Source organism: Pseudocolwellia sp. G5-9 (assembly GCF_055808995.1).
In genome coordinates, this window is sequence record NZ_CM147893.1 from 2,589,744 (window position 1) to 2,610,601 (window position 20,858).

Annotated in this window: 14 protein-coding genes; 6 read left to right on the plus strand and 8 right to left on the minus strand. The window is 35.3% G+C overall.

All coding sequences use genetic code 11. The features are described 5' to 3' along the window. Positions 1-38: 38 nt before the first annotated feature. The gene (pulA, locus tag AC0L5Q_RS11105) at positions 39-2,816 is read left to right on the plus strand and encodes a pullulanase-type alpha-1,6-glucosidase (protein WP_473607884.1); all 2,778 of its coding nucleotides are present in this window, start codon (positions 39-41) and stop codon (positions 2,814-2,816) included. Between the two features lie 290 nt (positions 2,817-3,106). On the opposite strand, the gene AC0L5Q_RS11110 is transcribed toward pulA, so the two are convergent. The 5 genes from AC0L5Q_RS11110 to AC0L5Q_RS11130 form a co-directional block, all read right to left on the minus strand. After that, positions 3,107-3,787, minus strand: a complete 681-nt coding sequence (locus AC0L5Q_RS11110; RefSeq protein WP_473607888.1) for a Fe2+-dependent dioxygenase — start codon at positions 3,785-3,787, stop codon at positions 3,107-3,109. Between the two features lie 14 nt (positions 3,788-3,801). Then, on the minus strand, positions 3,802-6,150 hold the full coding sequence (locus tag AC0L5Q_RS11115) for a TonB-dependent receptor (RefSeq protein ID WP_473607892.1): 2,349 nt from the start codon (positions 6,148-6,150) through the stop codon (positions 3,802-3,804). Positions 6,151-6,538: 388 nt separating this feature from the next. Further along, positions 6,539-7,291: a winged helix-turn-helix domain-containing protein gene (locus AC0L5Q_RS11120; protein ID WP_473607895.1), complete on the minus strand. Its 753-nt coding sequence runs from the start codon at positions 7,289-7,291 to the stop codon at positions 6,539-6,541. Positions 7,292-7,311: 20 nt separating this feature from the next. After that, positions 7,312-8,820: a hypothetical protein gene (locus AC0L5Q_RS11125; RefSeq protein WP_473607898.1), complete on the minus strand. Its 1,509-nt coding sequence runs from the start codon at positions 8,818-8,820 to the stop codon at positions 7,312-7,314. A gap of 441 nt (positions 8,821-9,261) precedes the next feature. After that, positions 9,262-10,221: a LysR family transcriptional regulator gene (locus tag AC0L5Q_RS11130; RefSeq protein WP_473607902.1), complete on the minus strand. Its 960-nt coding sequence runs from the start codon at positions 10,219-10,221 to the stop codon at positions 9,262-9,264. A gap of 137 nt (positions 10,222-10,358) precedes the next feature. On the opposite strand from AC0L5Q_RS11130, the gene AC0L5Q_RS11135 reads away from it, so the two are divergent. The 4 genes from AC0L5Q_RS11135 to AC0L5Q_RS11150 all read left to right on the plus strand — a co-directional run bounded on the left by AC0L5Q_RS11135 (position 10,359) and on the right by AC0L5Q_RS11150 (position 16,242). Further along, positions 10,359-11,291 (plus strand): sodium-dependent bicarbonate transport family permease, encoded by a 933-nt coding sequence (locus AC0L5Q_RS11135; protein ID WP_473607905.1) that lies wholly within the window; start codon positions 10,359-10,361, stop codon positions 11,289-11,291. 53 nt (positions 11,292-11,344) lie between these two features. After that, a complete protein-coding gene (gene ppc / locus AC0L5Q_RS11140; protein WP_473607908.1) occupies positions 11,345-13,906 on the plus strand; it encodes a phosphoenolpyruvate carboxylase in 2,562 nt (853 codons plus the stop codon). Between the two features lie 119 nt (positions 13,907-14,025). Further along, positions 14,026-15,774: a CHASE domain-containing protein gene (locus AC0L5Q_RS11145; RefSeq protein ID WP_473607912.1), complete on the plus strand. Its 1,749-nt coding sequence runs from the start codon at positions 14,026-14,028 to the stop codon at positions 15,772-15,774. Positions 15,775-15,816: 42 nt separating this feature from the next. After that, a complete protein-coding gene (locus AC0L5Q_RS11150; RefSeq protein ID WP_473607915.1) occupies positions 15,817-16,242 on the plus strand; it encodes a response regulator in 426 nt (141 codons plus the stop codon). A gap of 34 nt (positions 16,243-16,276) precedes the next feature. Here AC0L5Q_RS11150 and AC0L5Q_RS11155 read toward each other — a convergent pair whose 3' ends face one another. Next, a complete protein-coding gene (locus AC0L5Q_RS11155; RefSeq protein WP_473607918.1) occupies positions 16,277-16,729 on the minus strand; it encodes a hypothetical protein in 453 nt (150 codons plus the stop codon). 39 nt (positions 16,730-16,768) lie between these two features. After that, entirely contained in the window at positions 16,769-17,419 is a 651-nt protein-coding gene (locus AC0L5Q_RS11160; RefSeq protein WP_473618291.1) for a class I SAM-dependent methyltransferase, read from the minus strand. A 426-nt stretch (positions 17,420-17,845) separates the two neighbouring features. Between AC0L5Q_RS11160 and AC0L5Q_RS11165 the strand changes: the two genes are divergently transcribed. Further along, positions 17,846-18,013 (plus strand): hypothetical protein, encoded by a 168-nt coding sequence (locus AC0L5Q_RS11165; RefSeq protein ID WP_473607922.1) that lies wholly within the window; start codon positions 17,846-17,848, stop codon positions 18,011-18,013. 167 nt (positions 18,014-18,180) lie between these two features. On the opposite strand, the gene AC0L5Q_RS11170 is transcribed toward AC0L5Q_RS11165, so the two are convergent. Further along, positions 18,181-20,460 carry an FAD-dependent oxidoreductase gene (locus tag AC0L5Q_RS11170; RefSeq protein ID WP_473607925.1) on the minus strand — a complete coding sequence of 760 codons (2,280 nt, stop codon included), beginning with the start codon at positions 20,458-20,460 and terminating at the stop codon, positions 18,181-18,183. Positions 20,461-20,858: the final 398 nt, after the last annotated feature.

Here is a 20,858-nt window from a genome sequence, read left to right on the forward strand (position 1 = left end):
TATAATGTAACGACCTGAATTGGGTATACGGATGAATAATGGTTAAATTGATCACCACGGTATTGTGCTTGTTGCTAATATTATCTTGCCAAAAAAATAACAACATACCTGCCACAGTTAATATTTCACTTGCAGAGGCTTCAACGATACCATCAGACTATTCAAGCCACTGGATATCTCCAAATCTTATTTTAATACCTAAAATCAACGCGTTATTTAGTTATAAACTCGGTGTTTTAAATGATGAAAAAATAGAATATATCCCTTTAAGCAAGATTGCAGTACCAGAGTCGGTAATAGCAAAACATCCCCATTTAGCGTCTTTTCAAGGCCTTTCGTTTGTTAATAAAGCCAATATAAACCAAGCAAAAATAAAGCAGTGGTTAAAGGCACCGCTTGCTGTATTGGCTTTTGACTCAAAATCAAAACTTGTACATAAGGCTTATGTACAAACAGGCGTGTTACTTGATGTTTTATATACCTCATCAGAAAACGATGCTAACGAAGTGACTGACTTAGGTGCTACACTTTCACACACAAAAACCACATTCAAAATTTGGGCGCCTACAGCCAAATCCGTAGAATTACTGCTATTTAATGATGATAAATCACCTTATAAAACCGAAAAAATTAACCTAATCGAAGATAAAATTTCAGGTATATGGTTTGCTACCGTAAATGAAGACTTAACAGAAAAGTTCTATCAATATACCCTAAATGTATTTCATCCCAAAACCAATAAACAGGAGCAAATTACCACAACAGATCCGTATTCTTTAAGCCTTTCAACAAATAGCGAATATTCTCAAGTAGTTAACTTAAATGCCGCTAATACCAAACCTACACATTGGGAGTTACAGCAAGATGTTGTTATTGGCGCTCCGGAAAACAATATTTTTTATGAAACTCATATTCGCGATTTTAGTGCTTCTGATAAAGCCATTACAAATAAAGCGATTAGAGGTAAGTACATAGCATTTACCCTTGATGACTCTTTTGGTATTCAGCATTTAAAAGCTCTAAACGCCGCAGGTATTAACAACATTCATTTACTGCCAACGTTCGATATTGGCACCGTAAACGAAAACAGTAACGAAGTGATCAGTTTAGATAACAGCCTAGCTGAAGCTTGTAAAAAAACATCAATAATGGCTATTTGTGAAATTGATGCCGATAAAAGCATGAGTATTGGCAGCTATTTAACAACACTGTCACCTTCCAGCGATAAAGCCCAAGCTATTGTTTCAGCATTGAGAGAATACGACAATTACAATTGGGGTTACGACCCATTTCATTACACGGTTCCTGAAGGAAGCTACGCCTTAAACCCTGATGGTGTTAGCCGTATTATTGAGTTTAGAGAAATGGTGCAAAGCATTCATAACCTTGGCTTTAGAGTAATTATGGACGTAGTTTATAACCATACCCATAAAGCAGGATTAGCGCCTACTTCCGTACTCGACAAAATAGTACCTAACTACTATCAACGTTTACATCCGTACACCGGTGAAATAGAGCAATCTACCTGTTGCGACAATACCGCAACTGAACGAACAATGATGGCAAAGTTGATGACAGATTCGTTAGTTGTATGGGCAAGAGACTATAAAATAGATGGCTTTCGGTTTGATTTAATGGCGCATCAACCCAAAGCTTTAATGCTAGCCGCAAGAGAAGCCGTTAAAACAGTTGACCCTGATACTTATTTTTATGGTGAAGGTTGGAATTTTGGTGAAGTTGCGAATAATCAACAATTTGTACAAGCCAGCCAGCTTGAACTAGCAGGCACTGAAATAGGCACTTTTACCGATAGATTACGTGATGCTGTTCGCGGTGGCGCCTTTAACGCCGTTGGTGAAGGACACAGAAAAAGTCAAGGAATTGGCAACGGCCTTGCTAGCATTCCTAACGAGTTACAAACTAACGACCTTGCACAATACTATGTAATGATGGACCAACTCCGAATTGGTTTAGCGGGCAATTTAGCAAACTATCCTCTTATTAATCGCCATGGAGATACAGTTATTGGGAAAGATATTCCTTACGGAGATCAACCCACAGGCTACGCTTTAGATCCTGCCGACACCATTAATTACGTTTCTAAACACGATAATCAAGCCTTATGGGACAACAACCAATATCGTATCGCCTACCATGTTTCAACTGATGATCGCGTTCGTATGCAACTACAAAGTCTTTCATTTACTATATTAGCGCAAGGCATACCCTTTTTGCATATGGGCAGTGAGTTACTCAGATCAAAATCATTTTTACGCGATAGTTACGATTATAGTGACTGGTTTAACCGTGTAGATTTTAGTAAAGCAACAAACTTTTATAATGTTGGACTGCCACCAAAAGACAAAGATGAAGAAAATTGGAGCATGATCACCCAGCTATTAAAACAAAACGATGGTAAAGATCACGTATCAGCTAAGCATATTAAATTTAGTGCTAACGTATTTATGGATTTTATTAAACTGAGAATGAGCACGCCATTATTTAGATTAACCTCTGCACATGACATTATCGATAGGTTAACTTTTCATAATACCGGTAAAGAGCAAAAAATTGGCTTAGTGGTAATGCAAATTTCAGATGATGATAACCCTGTTCAGCTAGACGAAAACATTAATAACCTTATGGTAGTTTTCAATACAAACTCAACTGAGCAATTCGTTCCTTTTGAAGCAGCAAACACCTATCAACTTCACCCTATTCAACAGAGTGGTGCTGACAAAGCAGTGAAACAAAGTCGTTCAAATACCAATGGTTTTTATGTACCAGCATTAACAACTGCTGTGTTTATTAATTAACCTCAGCTCGGGATAAGCAAAGTTACTCAACAAGCTATTTTTATGCCTAACTTCGTTGAATTTATTACTAATAGCCAGCTATTAGATAGAAAAATTAGCCTTGTTATACACAAAAATATCAATGTTGAGAGACTAATATAACTTAGGAAAACAACGATACAGATTAAGGTTTTGATAAATAAGATTTTTAATTCATTATCTAACATTCATTAACCCGAGTTGAGGTTAATTAACTGTAGGTTTTAATATGAAATGGGTAGCTTTATTTTTTTCAACGCTAAAGGGATACTTTACAGCTGAGTAAACTGGCGTATTAAGTTGTGATAAACGTTATGTAGGTTATCTAACTCTGTTCTTGAGGTTTTACCTTCTTGAATAAGCGTTTGAATAGTTTGATCTAGCTGATACAAATTTTGACGTATGCTCGATTCTGAGATCATACTTTGCATCCAAGTAATCGCAGCTACGCGCTGGCCTTTAGTTACAGCGGTTACTTTATGTAAACTGCTTGACGGATAAACAACGGCATAACCTGCAGGAAGCTTGATTGATTGTTGACCAAATTCAGTAGAAATAATGAGTTCGCCGCCTTCGTATTCATCAGGCTCACTTAAAAATGTGGTCATTGATATGTCGCTACGAATTACTTCATTAGTATCTGGAATTCGCATTACTGCGGCATCTACATGATAACCATACTCTTCAGTTTCACTATAACGATTAAAACAAGGTGGAAATATTTTGTGAGGTAAAGCAGCTGATACCAGTTTGGGTGTTTCGCCAATGCGCGACAATAGCTGATTAGCTAATTGACGCACATGAGTATTACTGGCATCAGCTTGATTGTTATTTTTTACCGAAGCTGCCATTCCCATAGCTGTTTTACTACCGTCGTTCCAAGGAGCGTTGGCGAGTATCTCTCTATAAGTATTTACTTCTTCAGTTGATAAAATTTTATCAATAACAATCATTTATTTTCTCTAAATTAAAATTCGTATGTTGCTGTTAGTTTAGTATTAGCAGCATTACCAAGATACATAAACGAACCAGAGCGATATGCTGCAGTGTAGTATGTTTCATCGAATGCATTACCAATATTTAATCTAAACGTTAACGCTTCAGTGGCATAGTAGTTAGCAAATAAGTTAACAACTTGGTAGCTAGGAACAACAATGCTGTATTGGTTGTTAACAAAATCGTAACCAGCAGCAGTATCAGGTTGACCAGCATACATTTCGCTTTGGTAAGCGTAATCACCACCTACTACAAATGAGTCGTTTATTTCATAACGTAACTGTAAGTAAACACTCTTTTCAGCAAAGTTACTTAATGCTAAACCAACATTACTATTCTCTGTAGGATCTGCAATTTCTGGATATTCAGTATAAGAGTCTGTTACTTCAGAATCCATAATTGTTGCAGAAAATTGTACGCTTAATGCATCAGTAATGTTACCAACTAAACCTACTTCAATACCTTTTACTTTGTTTTCACCCGTATTTAATGAACCTAGAGCAGAATAGTCATCTTCACCTAAGCTTTCCATTACGTCAGATTTAGTAATTTGGAAAATTGACGCTGAAAGTAAGTAATTGTCATCAATCATTACTTTAGTACCAATTTCAAAGTTTTGTACACGCTCTGGTTTTGAATCTTTTACTTGTGAAGGGTCACCACAGATACCACCGTAACCACAGTTTGCACCTAAGTCTGACTCGCCACCGTTAATGTTAGTTGCAGTACTGTAGTTTACATAAACGTTAACATCTTCAGAGAAGTCGTAAATTACGCCGATGTTACCATTGTACATAGTGTCTGAATAAACATAAGGAGTTGCAACACCATCACTTATCGTTTGACCATCAAAATCAAAGCTATCAGCTCTAAGTCCGTAATATACGTCAAGTTTATTAGTTACATGTAAAGTATCGATCATATAGAAAGAAACCGTTTCAATATCGTTAATTGAATCAAGACCTTTATCTTCGTATGTTCTACCCATTACTTGATTAATGTTTTCTATGAAATCACCTGCACCATCAACAATACAGAAACTATCAGATGCCCCACGACGACCATTTGTTACACAATTAGTTGCGTTTGAGTAACCTAGGTTATACGCACCGTTTTTAACTGTTTCATCTGTATATTCAAAACCAAAAACAAAGTTATTCTCTAAACCAAATAGTTCAGTGTTTAAAAGTAAGTTGAACTGAGTGCTAACATAATGAACATCTTGGTAACCATTATGAGAACTTAAAGATACAGTCTCTGCACCTGGAGCAACTGGGTCAGAATCCGCACGCGAAGTGCCACTTGCACCTGTAGTAATGTAACCATTACTTGTTTCGCCATAACGCGTTGCATTGTAGATTGAAACATTATCGTTTACTTCATATTCAGTTCTTAACGTAAATGTTTTTACTTTAGATTTTAAGAAATCTTCGTCTTGAGCATAAACAGGAATATCTTCAACAGGTTCACGCGTATCACGATTAAAGTAGCTACCTAAGTCAGAAATATCTTCAGCGTCTAAATAGTAACCATCAGCAATAAACGATAAGTTAGCTGTTGGTAAATATACACCTGATAATTGCACACCATTTCGTTCACTTGATGCACCTTCACGACCTGGCTTATCTTTATCTGATGTTAATGCATTAATACGAACAGCAGAGTTTTCAGAAAGTGGTAAGTTATAATCTAACGTTACACGTTGGTATTCATCTGTACCTAAACCTGCATCTACACGACCAAAGTTATAGTTTACAGAAGCTTTTTTAGTAACACTGTTTACAGCACCACCAGAAGAACCACGACCAGCAAATGTTGAGCTTGGACCTTTAGTAATTTCAACACGTTCAGTGGCGAAACTTTCACGCGTGCTCATACCTGGATCACGTAAACCATCAACAAACACATCACTACGCGCTTCGTGACCACGAATAATGTAACGGTCACCAAACGCATTACCGTTCTCACCTGTACCTAATGTAATACCCGCTTGTGCTGATAAAATATCTTTAAGGTCAGTTTTACCTGCTTCTAACAATTGATCTTGTGTTAATACCGTGATCATTTGAGGCGTGTCGACAAGTGGTAGCGTACGGCGTAAATCACCTGACTCATCGTGTAAATAAACTGAAGTTCTTACTCCGTGAACTTCCATTAATTCAATCGCTTTTTTAGACTGATTTAATTCACATTTAGTTGATCCATCATCTTTACAATTATCCTTAACATCTTCTGCGTATAAACTACCGCTAGAAAAAACGAGTGCAGCTGTAATTGCTTGAGCACCTAGCGTTAATTTATTATTTTGGTTTGCTTTCATGATTTGAGAGATCCTGTATTTCATTAATGTTTTATTTTTAATTGCGCGCATTTTAGAGCAACATTAATCTAAATGCAAACCAATATCATTTAGATTGTAGTAATTATTTATTTATATAAGCGATTTTTAAAAAAAATATATTAATGGGTCTATACAACTCTATGTATATCAAACGAAAGGCTGATGAAGGAGCGTTAATTAATGAATAAATTGTGGTAATAAATAATGCTAAATACGTTAATGAATTCAGCTATTTTATAGGGAGAATAAAGGATAGTAACGATGTGGTTGGTCATTAAAGCGGCTATAAATGACTAACTGGTTAATGTGAGTAAAATAAGAAGTAATATCTAAACCTTACCTCTTATTTTATTCTACTCACTTTTTATTATGTAACTTCTAGATTTGTATTCGGTAGGTCATTGTTCGTAATTGAATCATTAATTAACACAAGAATGTATCCGTTACCGCGTATACTTTTAATGGTAGCGCTGTTATTTAAAGTACGTAGCTTGCGCCTAATATTAGAAATATGCATATTAATACTTTGGCTACAATACAAGACATTACGTTTAAAAACACTCTGTGCTATGTCTTCTCGAGAAACAATTTCACCATGATTCGTCATTAATAGATTCAATAAATCAAATTCTATCCCTGTTGTTACAACTAAATTGCCGTGATAATAAAGTTCACGTTTATCACGGCATAATAGAAAAGGTTGTAACTGCAGTTGATTTTTTCCACCTATTATCAGGTCAAGCTGTTTTCGTCGAAAAAAAGCTTCAATTCGCGTTAATATTTCCTCTTTATGAAGACTTCTTCTTAAACAGTTATCAGCCCCAGCTTTAAATATCACTAAGGCATCTTCTTTCACGCCATCAATCAAGGCCCATATAACTAGAGGTGTTTTTTTCCGAATATACTTAATTACATCAACTAAGTAGTCACTTGATTTCTGTATATCAATAAAAATCAAATCAAACGAATTAGCCATCACCTGTTTAGCTAGTTCAACCAATGAAGAACAGTGAATTAACTCGGTGTACCTTGCTTTTAAACAATGAAACAATATTGACTGCTCTCGCGTTTCATCAGTTATATTATCGCTTAAAATCAAGATACGTTTATGAAAATTCATAGTTACTAAACCTATATTAATTACTGTTCAGCAAATGTAGCTCGGTAACCTGAAGGCGTAGAGTCATCATTTTCTAACACTAAAAATTGAGGTTTAGAGTCTTCATTTAACACAACTTCAAAACTAGTTAAAATCAATTCACTTGTATCATCTTGTGCAACGACATACACAGTATACGTATTATTTAATAAGGTAATTGAACCTGAAAGGCCATAAGAAACAAGTTGACTATTAGGAGTAGAACTAATCATTTCATTATTTCTTACGAAATACACCTTCACAAAACTAAAGTCATCTGATTCGATGAAATTAATAGTCGTTATTTTATGATCATAAATATTACTAACATTTGTATTATTAATTGCTAACGAATGAATAGAAACTTCAACCTCATCAACAATACCATCGTTATTTTCATCAACGTCACCGTCACCGTCATCATCAACATTCGTTTCTTGTAAATAAAAGAATACTGTTTTATCCGAGTTTTCTGGCAAGGTTAATAAATGATTTTCAATAATAACGCTGTTCGTTTCAGGAGTTGTTAGCGATATGCTGTAGTCTCCATTTTCTTGTACAAGCTCTTCACTAAACGTACCGTAAGAAAAAGAATTGATAGTGGCCGAGTGAGTAAGGTTTTCAATGTGAAATATTAAATCACCTTGATAATCAGGTAATAAATCATGCGTTTTAATTGCGTTAAATGCTTTAAAAGTACTTTGAGTATTTACATCAATATATTCTGTAATAGAAGAGTTAGAGATCAAATCAACAACATAAGGAGAACCGTTGTCTGTAGTACTTTTTCTTATTGAAAGAATGTATTGAGATGGAAAAGCAAAGTCGATTTCGTCTGATTCAAATACCACTTCATTAGTATCAGTATCAACCAAATACATAATGTAAGAATCTTGATCAAACTTTTGATTATCTAGCAACGCTTTATAACTAACTTGCCCTACTAATACAGCTTCGTTGAAGGTTTCATCGTCTTTAGAGAAATACATACTAATATCTTTATCACTTTCAAACATATTCAACACTTGTATGTTAAATAAATCATCATCGATATCATCTTCATCGTCAATTACAGCAACGTCATAAGAGAGTAATTCAGGCGCATTAACATCACCATTCAACACTAATAATTTCGTTGACTCTTCAATAATGTTTACATTTCCTTCTAATAAAATTTCTAAGTCATCCCTAGATTTTCCATCATCATTTTGAAAAGCGATTTCATAAGCATAATTTCCAGTGTCAACACTTGAAATACCACTTAAAGACTTAAAACTAACACCTGAGTATGTTTTTTCATAAGCATCTTCATCTTCATCGGTTAAGTCTTCATCAATCGTTAAATATATAGCCGGAGAATTAGCCGACAAGTTATAAAATCTTAAATTACCAATTGTATCCTCTTCATCACTTGAACCACATGCAGAAAGTAAAATTACACTTATAAAAACGATAGACACTGAGTGAAACCAAGACCTAACACTCAAATTAAAACTTTTTTCTATATTCATTAATAAACCTTATAAAATAGCAACAAAACAACGAATGGATAGCTAAAACGACATACTTTTAGCTTAACGACGTAGACGTTATTAATATCTTTTAAGTTCTTTGTAAAAGTAAAAATTTATAATTCTTTACTTTTATTTACATAATAAACAGGCCTTAAAAAACAGTAATTTTGTTTAAAATCAACAAATTAAAATAGTTGCACACGTTGTAAATAAATTTCACATTAATGTAAAAATTTATTTCATTGAGTTATGCTAGCTACCTATCAATTGTTGCTATGACTTTTCATGAATGTGATTAAAATTTGATGAAAAAAAAAGATAATTTACTGAAAATCAAATACAACTAGAGCGTGTTATTTGCTTTAACTCAAAGAGAACCTAATTGAATGATTGAAGAAAAACCTAAATAACATGAGGGTTATTATCCAACGAATACACTTACCTAACGCCTTTATCGATACTTGCTCCATTTTTCCTGTTAGCCGCTATTTTCTTCTGCAATAAGGTTAAACCTTCTTCTTGTAAATACTGATAAAACAGCTCAGCCAATACTGTTTGGTTTCTGTTTTTGGTGCGCGCTAAATACCAATGGCTTTGTATTGGAAAATGCTCAACATCTAATCGAGCTAAGCTCACCTCTTGCATATAGTCTAAGGTGTGACTACTTAAAATAGACAAACCTAAATCAGAAGCTACTGAATGCTTAATGGCTTCGTTACTTTCAATAGTCATTTTAGCTTTAAGCTTTAACTTATGGAGTTTGCAAAAGTCGTCAATACAACGTCGTGTACTTGACCCTAATTCCCGCAATAAAAAAGGATAATGAGACAATCGATTTAAACTAATAGGCATTTTTTGCGTTAATTCGTGATTAACTGGCGCAACAACCACTAGCGGGTTATCTAGAAAAGGTTCGGCTATTAAATTGTCTGAATCTGGGCATTGGCTAAATACGTAATAATCATCTTTATTTTGATTAAAGCGTTGAATGATTTTTTGACGATTACCTACATTTAATTCAACATCAATTAGCGGATAACGCTTACAAAATTGCCCCAGTAAAATAGGTAAGAAGTATTTAGCGGTAGACACTACCCCCAGCTTTAAAACACCTGATTTTATCCCTTTTAAGTTATCTAATTCAATTTGTAGCTTATTCAAGCCAAAAAACATTTCGCGTGCTGTGCTCAAGGCCGCTTCGCCCGCTTCAGTCAACTCAATACTTCGGCCATTAACGTGATACAACTGCAACTCAAGCACTTCAGTTAAGTTTTTTAATTGAATAGATACCGAAGGCTGAGATATATGCAAGGCTTCAGCAACTTTAGAAATATTTTTATGTTCGGCTAACGCTAAAAATATTTGCAGTTGGCGCAATGTGGGCATTCTATTCGACATAATATTCCTTAAAAAGGTTTTACACCCAAAAGTATAGACATATGTATATACTTTCAATAAAAATTATATATTTTTTATTATTAATAAAGCAAATTATGATACGCCTACATTTATATTAATGAATAGTTTTTACGGTTATGGCTCAATTTCTCCCTGACATATTAGCCTTCTTTTTTATAACAGCATTCATAGCACAACGTTTTTCAGTTGACTTAAGGCTACCTGATGCCGCTTACCAACTAATCACTTATATTCTATTAATAACGATTGGTTTAAAAGGCGGGCAAGCAATTTCGTCAAACGCGAGTTTAACGTTAATAGGAGAAAGTAGCTTAGTTATAGTCATGGGGTTGGTTATAACATTCGCCGCATTAATGTTTATTAAAATCGGTTCAAAATTAAATAAAAATGATTCTGTAACACTCGCGGCTCATTATGGTTCAGTGAGTGTGGGTACTTTTGCTGTAGCAGTAAGCTTTCTAGAAATGCAAGGTATTAGCTATGAACTAACCCTTAACTTATTTGTTGCTTTACTTGAATTACCCGCAATTATTCTGGGTTTATATTTACTCAGCGACAAGCAACATAAATTAGATGTTAAAACGATATTAGCTCACAAAAGCTTAGTGTTAATTGTAATAGGTATGCTGATTGGTACTTTATATGGCGATATTTCTCAGCCTATGACAAACAATTTAAAGCCTATGTTTAGCGTAATGCTAGCCTTATATTTAGTGCATATGGGCGCATTAGCAGGTAGCAAAATTTCAGATATTGGCCCAAATAAATATTTCATTATTTGCTTTGGGATCGCAATGCCTATAATTGGCGCAAGTATTGCGTTATTTGTGGCATGGCTAATTGGTTTAAGTCATGGTGGTGCCGCTTTATTAACAGTATTGGGTGCAAGTGCCTCATACATTGCAGTACCAGCAGTGTTTGAGCAAGCCCACCCTGAAGCCAATGTTGCTCAGGCTTTATTTGCTTCACTGGCTATTAGCTTTAGTTTCAACGTTATTTGGGGCATCGAGCTTTATACTGGTGCAGCCAAATATATAACAAATATATAAATTAAATTCTTATTCATCGCTGTATAAATTAAAATTTTTTTAAAGGAGCTGGTATGTTAGAAAACATTCAACAAAATGTGCGCGAATTAGGTACATTACTAGGACAAACCATAGCTGATGAGCAAGGCGCTCAATGGCTTGAAAATATTGAAAAAATGCGACTGCAAGGTCGAGACATAACCGCGGGTGATGCCAGTATAGTTGAGCAATTACAACAAACTATTTCAAACTGCTCAGAAGCTGACTTATTAATTTATGCCCGAGCTTTTAGCCAATTTTTAAATTTAGCGAATGTGGCTGAGCAACAGTACACCACTAGCCCACAAGGGTTAGATGAGCTAGATCATGCACATCCGCTAGAAGATTTAAAAGAAAAGCTTGGCAACGTATCGGCTGAAAAATTTACCCAAGCGTTAGAAAAGCTTCACATAGAGTTGGTATTAACTGCGCACCCTACCGAAGTTAATCGCAGAACCTTTATTCATAAATATAATCAAATTGCTCATGAACTTGATCATAATAACAACGCGTCGTCTCCTCGTATTACTGAGCTAGTAGAACAAGCTTGGTACACAGATGAAATTCGCCAGCAACGCCCTACTCCGTTAGACGAATCGCGTTGGGGTTTAAACACTATTGCTAATAGTTTTTGGTTTGCTGTGCCTCAGTTTTTAAAAGAGTTAAACCAATTAAGCCAAGACTTAACCCAAAAAGACTTACCTATTGATTACAACCCAATCACTATGGCGAGTTGGATGGCGGGCGACAGAGACGGCAACCCATTTGTTACCGCTAAATTAAGTGAACAAGCTTTACTGAATGCTAGGCTAACGGCAGCAAAACTTTACCTTATTGATTTTGAACGCTTATATTTAGAGCTTTCAATGCGTAAAGCATCAGAAGAATTACTTGAAGCAGACGTAAATGGTGTAGGACCTTACCGTACTCAGTTAAAACACGTTATCGAATTATTAAAACTGAGTATCGAGCAGCTAAACAAAGGCGAAACTCAAGGTATTCTAAATAGCTCTGATCAACTTAGATTACCTCTCATTGCTTGTCGCGATAGCTTATTGTCTGTTGGCTTAAAAAACGTAGCCAACTCTTTAGTTGTAGACATGATACGTAAAGTAAATTGTTTTGGTATTTCTCTGGTTAGGTTAGATATTCGCCAACACAGCGAGCGCCATGAAGCTGCTGTTGCAGAAATAACCCAAGCATTAAACATGGGCGACTTTGCAGCATGGGATGAGAAAAAGCGTCAAGCCTTTTTAGTTGACGAGATACAAAACCCTCGCCCATTACTTCCTAAAAAACAGTGGTCTGCCGATACTCAAGAAGTGTTAGACACTTACGCGATGATTGCATCACAACCTGCTGAGTTATTTGGTATTTATATTATTTCAATGGCGAGTCAAGTTAGTGATATTTTAACGGTAAATTTATTACTAAAAGCTTCTGGCGTAAGCTGGAAAATGCCAATAGCACCATTATTTGAAACGTTAGAAGATTTAAATAATGCGCCAGCAGTAATGGCCGAGCTATTTACATTAGAGAGCTATAAAGAATATTGTGAACAACAACATCACGTAATGATAGGTTACAGTGATTCAGCTAAAGACGCAGGTGTATTGGCAGCAACTTGGGGGCAATACCAATGTCAAGAAAAGCTGGTTGAAGTATTTGCAGAAAAAGACATTAAGCTAAAATTATTTCATGGCCGTGGCGGCACAATTGGCCGTGGCGGCGGACCTGCACATGCCGCTATTGCCTCGCAACCTCCAGGTTCTTTAGATGGTGGTTTACGTGTTACTGAACAAGGTGAAACCATACGTTATAAGTTTGGCTTACCTAACTTAGCAACTCGTAGCTTGCATTTGTATGCATCAGCTATTTTAGAATGTTTAGTAACACCACCACCTGCGCCAACGGCAGAATGGCGAAAGCTAATGGACGAAATGGCAAACGATAGCTGTGATATTTATCGCTCTTATGTACAAACCAATAAAAACTTTGTTAAATACTTTAGACAAGCAACGCCAGAGCAAGAGCTAGCGTCATTGCCTTTAGGTTCACGTCCTAGTAAACGTAAATCAGACGGCGGCATAGAGTCACTTCGCGCAATTCCTTGGATATTTGCATGGAGTCAAAATCGTCTTGTTGTACCTAGCTGGTTAGGTTTAGGTGGCGCTATAGAAAAAGCCTATCAAGATAATTCAAGCGTAATTCACGACATGTTAGAAAGCTGGCCTTACTTTAAGTCGCGTATTTCGCTTACCGAAATGCTTTATACCAAGTCTGACGAACAAGTTTCAGCCTTATATGATGAGGCACTTGTTGACGATGACTTGAAATACATGGGTGCAGAGTTACGTGAACAACTTGCTGCCGATAAAAAAACATTATTGAATTTATTAGCACAAGATACATTGCTGCAAAACGATCAATGGAATTTCAGCTCGTTTGAATTACGTAGAGGTTATTTAGCGCCGTTACATTTAATACAAATAGAAGCATTGAAACGTTTACGCCAACAACCTGAACATCCTGATAACGAACAGTTATTGATGGTAACGATGGCGGGCATAGCAACAGGTATGAGAAATACAGGTTAATATTGGATTAACCCAATTTGAATAATCAATTGTTTAGCCTAGAGCTACATTAATGAATCAAATGGGTGTAAATGTACTATATTACAGGGAAGTAATATTGTTTTTTGTAGGAATATATAATGGAAGAAGCACCAATCAATGGTGATCAAAGAGAAAAATTAGTTAATGCTGGAAAAATGAATTTTGTTCATTGGTTAATTGTCGCTATTTCTGTCGCTTTAACCTTCACAGCATGGCACTTCACAAAATCACAGTTAAATCAAAAGCTTGAGTTGAAATTCCAAAGATATGCTGAACAAGCAATTGATTTAGTCAAAGAAAGAATGGGGTTATACGAAAATGCCCTTTGGGGAGGTGTAGCCTATATTGACGCCACAAATACAGACATTACACATACCGACTGGCTAACTTATGCCAACAGTTTAAAAATTGATACTACTTACCCCGGCATCAATGGCATAGGTATCATCTATAATGTACAAGCAAACCAGTTTAATAGTTACATGGAAAAACAACGCGATCTTAGGCCCAATTATAAAGTTCACCCTAGTCATAACGAATCGGAATATTGGCCAATAACTTATATTGAGCCTGTTGAGCACAATAAAAAAGCTGTTGGCCTTGATATCGCTTTTGAAATTAATCGATATTCATCTATTAAAAAAGCACGTGATTCAGGTAAGGCTCAACTAACAGGGCCGATCATCTTAGTGCAAGATGATAAACAAACACCCGGTTTTTTGTTTTATACGCCCTTTTATAAAAATGGCCAAAAACCAGAAACAACGGCAGCTAGAAGAGACACTATTGTAGGCGTTGTTTATGCTCCTTTTATTATGAAAAAACTCATGCTAGGAACTTTAGCGAAACAAAACAGACATGTAAGTATTAGAATAAGTGATAACGATAGTTTACTTTTTGACGATAATACCTATGGAACTTCTAACGATTATGATCCTAATCCTTTATTTTCAAAAAAAGTGGATACTTATTTATATGGTCGAGTATGGACATTTGATATTCAATCAAATATCGACTTCAGAGAAGAGTCTAACGCAGATCAGTCTTTTTTCATTTTAATTGGTGGTTTAACTGTTGATGCATTTTTACTTGGGGTTTTTATTTTTCTCACAAGAGCTAATAGAAAAGCATTAGCCTACGCAGATAAAATGACTACGGTATTACAAGATAAAACTCAAGATTTAGTGAAATCTAATCGCGATTTAGAAAAATTTTCTTACGTTGCTTCACACGACCTCAAATCCCCCCTTAATTCAATTAAACAATTGGCTCATTGGATTAATGAAGATTGCGGAGAAATATTACCTAAAGAATCGCAAAAACATTTAAATATGCTCATACTACGTTGTGATCGGATGATGAAGCTATTGACTGATTTGCTTGATTACTCTCGAATTAATCGTACCGAATTTAAAAAAGAACGTGTCAATTTATACGATATGAATCAAGATATAATATCTTTAGTGGATATTCCTTTAGGGTTTACTTGCACCGCTCCAGATGTTGAAATTAATATTCCAGCTTCCCCATTAGAAATAGTACTGAGAAATTTAATTTCTAATGCAATAAAACATCATGACAAAGACAGCGGTAAAATCAGTATATTATATAATAGTAATAGCGACTCACACATTATTAGCGTAGAAGATGATGGTCCTGGTATTCCAGCCGAGTTTCATGACCAAGTCATGCTAATGTTTCAAACCCTAAAGCCAAGAGATAAAGTAGAAGGCAGTGGAATGGGGTTAGCTATGGTGAAACAAATAGTAGAACATTATGGTGGCAATATAAGCATAGTTTCAGACGGTAAACACGGAACAAAATTCGTTATAAAATGGAAAAAATAAGATCAATTCCCCCTATACAGTTAATTAAATTTTGGAGCTCTAATGACATCATCAAAACCCAGTGACGTAACATTATTTTTAATCGAAGACGACGATGTTGATGCAATGACAATAGAACGAAGCTTTATTAAACAACGTATTGCGAACCCTATTATTAGAGCTTATGACGGTATTGAAGCTTTAGAGTTATTACGAAACAATACCGTTCCTCGCCCTATGGTGATATTGCTCGATTTACAAATGCCACGTATGGGCGGAATAGAGTTTTTAAAAGAATTACGTGCTGATGAAGCTTTGTCTGATCTTGTGGTATTTGTTTTAACAACATCTAAATCTGAAAGCGATGTTGAGCAAAGCTATCACCAACACATAGCTGGTTATTTTACAAAAGGTGAAGTAGGAGAGAAATTACTAGGCGTTGTTAATACATTAGATAGTTATTGGAAGATAGTACATCTTCCTGAGTAAACGACACGTTGATTTTTACTCATTCATTTAGCGGTTAAAAATCAAAACTTTTAATAATAAAATACTCCGGCCAAGTTTCTCTCACTTGGCTTTCCCATTGTTTATCGTTTTCACCATTTGGCAGTTTTCGTAACCAATATTTAGCCCACTTACTCACGCTTTTTCCTGATTTACTCAACTTTAATGGAGAGAATCGGCATTCGTAGTTACAGCCATTATATTCAACCATTTGATGATTTTTAGTTCGTCGGTATAAAGCCATTAACTTAGCGCTAATAATTTCTGCTTCTGTAAAAGCGATTAGTCCTTTGTTTTTTAAATCATTTAAAATGGCTGCTTTTTTTATACAAATCTCGTTATGGGCATCTATATGAGGGGTATATACCATGCCAGACAAGCCATAAATAGATTGTAGCTCTCTAACCGCAAGTGCTTTTAGAGGCTTTAATGTTTCGTTAATTTCATTTAAATCATTAATGGAATACATGTATACCTCCTTAAAAAACTAACTTGCCAGATAAATATTTTAACGTTCAAACGTTAAAATATGTCCTTTAAATTCATGCTCTAGGTAATCGGTATGAACAGGTTTTTTATGGGAAGAGGTAAAACCAAATTCAATCATTTTGGTACTTAATTTACTCTTACGCCCTCTACCCGGATCAACAAGAATAACTTCACATTTAGGCTTTGAATGGTTTTCAATGAAATTGGCTAATAAGTCAATGTGGCTATCTTCATAAAGTAAATCGCTACCAATAATTAAATCGAAAAGACCCAGTTTGTCTATTTTACTTGTCCAATCAACTTGCTCAAATGAAATGTCGCTATCACCATTAAGTAGGGTGTTTCTTTGTAAAAAAGTTTTAACTTCAGGATGGTAATCGGTTGCAGTTATATCAGCACATTGTTTATTCAATAACAAACTAGATAAAGCCATACCACAGCCTATCTCTAATATACGTTTTGACTGTGTTTTGTAATCAACAATATAATGCGCAAGTACCAAACTCGATGGCCAAATAACACCAAAAATAGGCCATGAAGCAGACGATATACCTAATTTTTCAGCAACACCAACAGGATCATGAAACTCTTGTTTATCACGTAAGGTACACAGGTGAATATCTGTTTTACCAAATTCGACGGTTTGGTAGCATAAGCGGAGGTTTGTAATTAGCTTGCCTCAATAATTGAGCGCTGAGCCAATTATCAAGGATAGTGACAAAACGAAGGTATGTATTCTGTTAGATTACAGCAGTGAGCAATAAAGACAATATATTTGCATAATTATAAAACTTTAAGCGCTATTTTCAGTTATTTACTAATAATGCTTGTTTATTATTTGTTCGTACTATAGACTCTCCTCCGTTCAAGTGCTGTATTATCATAAAAAAGAAAACTTCACTCGAATTTAATAAATATCTTATTGCTCTGCCTTTCCTTGACCACGTCAGTTATCTTTAGATTTTTTTACTTAGTTATTGTTTTATCTTCAACGAATTATTTCCTGTAAATCTTTATATTTGAACCAAAACAATAATAACACTTTGTTTATATTAGGTACTTTTACCAATACAAACGCTTATATTAGAGTTTTATAATGTCTTATACATATAACGGACAACAGATCCGTGTAATGCAACCAGTGCATTCAATTTCTGTTAATCAAAACCGAGTTGCGATCAAAGATGATCACGGATTAAGTTATGTTACTTTTTCAAATTCATCTGACTTTAAACAATTTCTTTCTTGGTTATCTCAAAGCTAGTATTTAAGTAACTCGAATTCGTGATAATTACCTTGAATTGATATCGCTCAAGTGCTCTGAAATAGCTTCTTGATTGGTAACGGGTATATAAATAATAAGCGATTTCAACAATAACGCATCTGAGTTTGAAACAGACCTCTGTATCAAACTCAGATTAACAATATTGACTAACTTACAATGACAGAAAATACAGATACAGGAATATCTTCCTCTGTTTTTTCAAATTGAAAAGTTAAACTCTGCGCTTTAATTGACTGTTCAAAGGTTATTTTATTAACCGTTTGATAATTTCCAACCACCTCGTGAAGTAAAGTTCCGTCTTCTTTTAATATTTTATAGTTTGCAACACAAAACGGTATCCGTTGCTCTGGATGACCCATTAAAGAAGATTCAAGTGGATGATCAAAGTCGCTATCAAAATGAATAACAACTGAGTTAATCTCTTTTTCTTCAGACCACTTAAGTGCCAACGTTGGATTACGATCATTAATATCAGCAACCCAAGCATTACTGCTAAACCAAGGTCTTGTGTAGCCATTAATAATATTCGCGGCTGAAAAGTCTTGTATGGCTGGCGTGATTTCTAGCGCAAGGTTTTTTCCACCAGGACGTCTTTCAGGGATCCAAAATTCAAACTCGTCTACACCCAGATCTTTATCTACCGTTTGTTTACCGTTATTAGATACCGCTTTGTTAGTACCATTAAATACTGAAACAACACCTGTTATTCTTTCATTTGAGTATTCAACTTCTATATTTTCGTTTTTCAGTAGGCACATAAATGCATAGTGAGAATCAAGAAGCGTGGCGTCAAAATCAAGCGTCACTTTATGTTCACCTTCTGTTAGCGCAATTTCCTTTTCGGCTAAAGTCACATTAGGCGTGTAGTTTTCTTGTTTATCGCTCACTCGTAATTGGCTAACTAAGGTTGTATTACATTTCGCTTTAACATTAATCGTAAAGGTATATTTAACATTGGCTGTAAGCGGCAATAATTGTGCGGCACTAATGACTAAGGGTTTAAATTCGCCGTTTGACTTTATGTGAGTTAAAGACAATTCACTACTTGCTGATATTTCAGCTGAACTAGCAATATTATTACTTTTTACTAGAGGTATATGAGGAATAAAGTGGCCTATTTCATTGAGCTCTTGTTGAAGTTTCCCTAAGCTAGGCTGCGCTAATAAGTCTTGAGGTAATAAGTTATCTTTAATACACAAAGCTGCTGCTGCACCAACGACTTGTCCGCCATGACCTGAAGTTGCCATAACGCGCGTTGAACCAAAAGCGATATGTGAAGCACTGATAATACGGCCAGCGATAAATAAGTTATCAATACCTTGGCTCATAAAACAACCTAATGGTATTTGATAAATACCTTTAGCATGGTATTGCTCACAAGGACTTTCATCACTAAACACACCTCCACTTGGGTGAAGGTCAATCGCCCATCCGCCATAAGAAATAGCGTCTTCGTGAGATCTTTGTTCAACTATATCTTTTTGGGTTAGCATTTTATGGCCGATAAAACGTCTGCTTTCACGCTTACCGGGAATTGTTCCTACCCACTCTAGCGATAAGTTTTCTACACCATCAAATTTACCGCTGTTTTTTATGTGATCCCAAATCATGTAAACAACAGACCATAAAGCCCATTTTATTTCTTCGGTTCCATGAATAGTGTCTTCTGTTCCACCGTATTCTATCCACCATAAACGAATACCGTCTTCACCTTTATTAACACGTGATAAACGTTCTTCAGAAATTTTGGTATTTTTAGCATACTCAGGTGGTATAAAGTCGACAGGCTTTCCTACGTCTTTACTGTAGAAAAACAAGGTGTGACCCAATAACTCTGTTTGTTCTTCATCAGGAGCCATTTTTTCATCAAATTCATTTTTAGATTCAGCGCCAATAACAAATGGTGCTCCTGACATAAAACCTAAAATACCGTCACCTGAAGCATCACAAAACAATGGCGCGTCGATTAAATATTCTGTGCTGTTTTGTGAACAAAAAGCTTTAACCGATTTTATTTTAGTCGCACTCGACTTTGTTGCATCATAAACGGCAGTATTAAGTAACAAGGTTATGTTTTTTTCTGCTTTAACTTTATCAAGTAAAATGGTGTCAAAAATAACCGTGTTACCTTCTTTATTTTTATAAAGGTTTTCAATTAAAAGCTCATCAATAATGCCGCCTTCTCTTGACCAGCGGTTATTATTACCTAAATGAGAAGTTGCGCCTAAAATCCAAACACGAATCTCGCTTGATGCACATCCGCCTAATACAGGGCGATCTTGAACTAAACATACTTTAATACCTGAACGCGCTGCATTTATGGCACAACAAACCCCCGCCATTCCTCCACCAACAACAACTAATTCGCTTTGCAAAGAAACTTGTTTATTTTTACGAGAACCGGACTCTAAAGCCATTCTTAACATAGTGGTAAGCTCCTAATATTTGTAATTTTTTTGGCAATTGATTAAAAAGATTTTCATATAACTAACAGGCTTAAGAATAACCCTTCTCGTCAATCAATATATTGCTGACATGGATCTAGTACTTAGATTTCGTTGAAAACGCGAAACCTTTGCCTAAAAACATTTATTGTTCCAGCTCTGTTCTCTACCTTGAAATGGTATAAGAGTTAAAATAACAAACGCATTATGTATCTATAATAGATACCACTCAAGTTTTAAATAAATATAAATAATTAAATTAAGAATAGCTACCTTAATATATACCCGTTACCACTCAAGATACGTATTTCAGAGCACTTGAGCGATATCAATTCAAGACAATGCTTTGTAATAATGGTCGTTCCCTTATAAAAAGCATT

What these genes read in the sequence shown, in the direction of transcription:
- ppc (WP_473607908.1), top strand. Translation starts at nt 11,345, where the DNA reads ATGTTAGAAAACATTCAACAAAATGTGCGCGAATTAGGTACATTACTA.
- AC0L5Q_RS11170 (WP_473607925.1), bottom strand. Translation starts at nt 20,460, where the DNA reads ATGTTAAGAATGGCTTTAGAGTCCGGTTCTCGTAAAAATAAACAAGTT.
- AC0L5Q_RS11135 (WP_473607905.1), top strand. Translation starts at nt 10,359, where the DNA reads ATGGCTCAATTTCTCCCTGACATATTAGCCTTCTTTTTTATAACAGCA.
- AC0L5Q_RS11155 (WP_473607918.1), bottom strand. Translation starts at nt 16,729, where the DNA reads ATGTATTCCATTAATGATTTAAATGAAATTAACGAAACATTAAAGCCT.
- AC0L5Q_RS11165 (WP_473607922.1), top strand. Translation starts at nt 17,846, where the DNA reads ATGTCTTATACATATAACGGACAACAGATCCGTGTAATGCAACCAGTG.
- AC0L5Q_RS11125 (WP_473607898.1), bottom strand. Translation starts at nt 8,820, where the DNA reads ATGAATATAGAAAAAAGTTTTAATTTGAGTGTTAGGTCTTGGTTTCAC.
- AC0L5Q_RS11130 (WP_473607902.1), bottom strand. Translation starts at nt 10,221, where the DNA reads ATGTCGAATAGAATGCCCACATTGCGCCAACTGCAAATATTTTTAGCG.
- AC0L5Q_RS11145 (WP_473607912.1), top strand. Translation starts at nt 14,026, where the DNA reads ATGGAAGAAGCACCAATCAATGGTGATCAAAGAGAAAAATTAGTTAAT.
- AC0L5Q_RS11110 (WP_473607888.1), bottom strand. Translation starts at nt 3,787, where the DNA reads ATGATTGTTATTGATAAAATTTTATCAACTGAAGAAGTAAATACTTAT.
- pulA (WP_473607884.1), top strand. Translation starts at nt 39, where the DNA reads ATGGTTAAATTGATCACCACGGTATTGTGCTTGTTGCTAATATTATCT.
- AC0L5Q_RS11150 (WP_473607915.1), top strand. Translation starts at nt 15,817, where the DNA reads ATGACATCATCAAAACCCAGTGACGTAACATTATTTTTAATCGAAGAC.
- AC0L5Q_RS11120 (WP_473607895.1), bottom strand. Translation starts at nt 7,291, where the DNA reads ATGAATTTTCATAAACGTATCTTGATTTTAAGCGATAATATAACTGAT.
- AC0L5Q_RS11115 (WP_473607892.1), bottom strand. Translation starts at nt 6,150, where the DNA reads ATGAAAGCAAACCAAAATAATAAATTAACGCTAGGTGCTCAAGCAATT.